This is a genomic window from Anaerolineales bacterium, assembly GCA_022866145.1.
Classification (GTDB): domain Bacteria; phylum Chloroflexota; class Anaerolineae; order Anaerolineales; family E44-bin32; genus PFL42.
Map to the genome: position 1 here is coordinate 1 of JALHUE010000205.1, position 1,653 is coordinate 1,653.

General features: G+C 67.1%; 2 protein-coding genes. Both read right to left on the reverse strand.

Annotated elements, in window-relative coordinates:
* Positions 1–606 (reverse strand): hypothetical protein (locus MUO23_06470; GenBank protein MCJ7512600.1); only part of this gene is annotated, 606 nt, incomplete at its 3' end.
* A gap of 270 nt (positions 607–876) precedes the next feature.
* Positions 877–1,653: hypothetical protein (locus MUO23_06475; protein ID MCJ7512601.1), on the reverse strand; the 777-nt coding region annotated here is incomplete at its 5' end.

Below are 1,653 nucleotides of genomic sequence, written 5' to 3' on the forward strand. Positions count from 1 at the left end.
CCCTGCGGGTGACATCGTATCGCCGAGCGCCGTCACCGCGCCCGACATGCCAACCGCGATCATCCCGAGGATGAAACCCCCGGCGATCAGCACAGGCACCGAAGGCGGCACCCCCTCCCGCAGCGTGCTTCCGCCATGCCAGGCGACCATGGCCAACGAGCCCACCAAGGCATAGCTGATGATCACAAGCAACCCGACGCTGGCGGCACCGGCACTGAATGCGTCCACTCCCCCCACCCTACTTAGGATGACCGGGCCGGCGCCGACAACGGGTTCCACTAGGATCAGCGCCAGCGCTCCACAGGCCCACCGGCGGGAAGGATGGGCTCGCGGGAACCGCCGTAGCGCGCAGACCCAGAGTGCGGAGACGAGGATGAGGGTCAGACCGATGAGGATTCGATGGACGCATTCGATCCGCGTGGCTTGGACCGCCTCGCTGAGAAGGACCTCCCCGTTGCAGAGCGGCCAGCGGCCGCCGCATCCGGCGCCCGAGCCTGTGAGGCGCACCAGAGCACCCCATAGGACTTCCGCCAGATTGAAGACCAGGACCGTCCACGCGAACCGCGAGAACCAACTCCAGCGCACACCGCCAATGCTCGACTCCATCAAGTGCCCCACAGGCATTCGACGAGGAAGATGGGCGGATGCAAGGCCCCCGCGCCAATCCCCTCGCGGACTTGAGCCCGCCGCGAAATTCCAGGGGTGACAACGGCCGCTAGAGCGGCGGACGCACCTTGGGCTTCAGGGAACAGTTGCATGCCACCGATCTTCATCGAGACAGAATAGTGCTCCTTCTCGCAGCCCAACGAACCCTCTATCCCGCAACGGCCAACCGGCCGTGGTTTCCTGAACCGGAGGATCCGCCGCTCGCAGCAGCTACTGCATCGGACCGGAACCGATGAGCGCGGCGTATGGCTGTGATTGTAGAGTAGGACTTTTCGCGGCATGCGCCGGATCAACCATCGGCTCGGCGGCCCGCACGGCCGGGGCATCTTCCCTTCCCGACGAGATGCCGGCAACCGCCCCGTCTATCCCCCCGCTCAAACAGCGCCACCCGCCAGCCAGGTTTCTCGGCCGTCGACTACTCTGCTCACTCGATCGCATCTTCATCTGCGCCGAAGCCCTCCGGGCCGAGACGCCCATGGCATCTGGGTTTCGATCTTGGAGCCGCGATCCATAGCCTCCGTCGTCGAGGCTGAAGATGCACACCGCGCGCATCGGGCCAACGACCAGACCGCCTCGGCCGGGACCGTGCGGCTGAGGCCCGCTCCCGAAGACCCACGGGATGACCGAGTCCGGCCGCGCCAGCCTGGCAGTAGTTGCGCCCGATGCCGCGCCGGTGCCCAGAGGCGTCAGCGGTCCGACATCGATCCGCCCCCTCCCCGAAATGCCGGTACGAGGATCGAAGCCGGTGGCCAGGGTGTGGGCTGTGGGATGGCCGCGTTCGGCATCTCGCGGGAAGACGCATACTGCCTTGACGGACTGGTCGCCGGATTCGTGCAGGAAGGCCGCCATGAAGAGCGGCCCACCGCCAATCCTCTTGACTCTGAGCCGGGAACGAAGAGGCACGTCCGCCTGGCCGGGAGAGAACCGGCGGGAGGCGTCGGCCTTCGGCGACGCGGCGCGCCCGTCTTCCGCACCATGGGCCCTCGG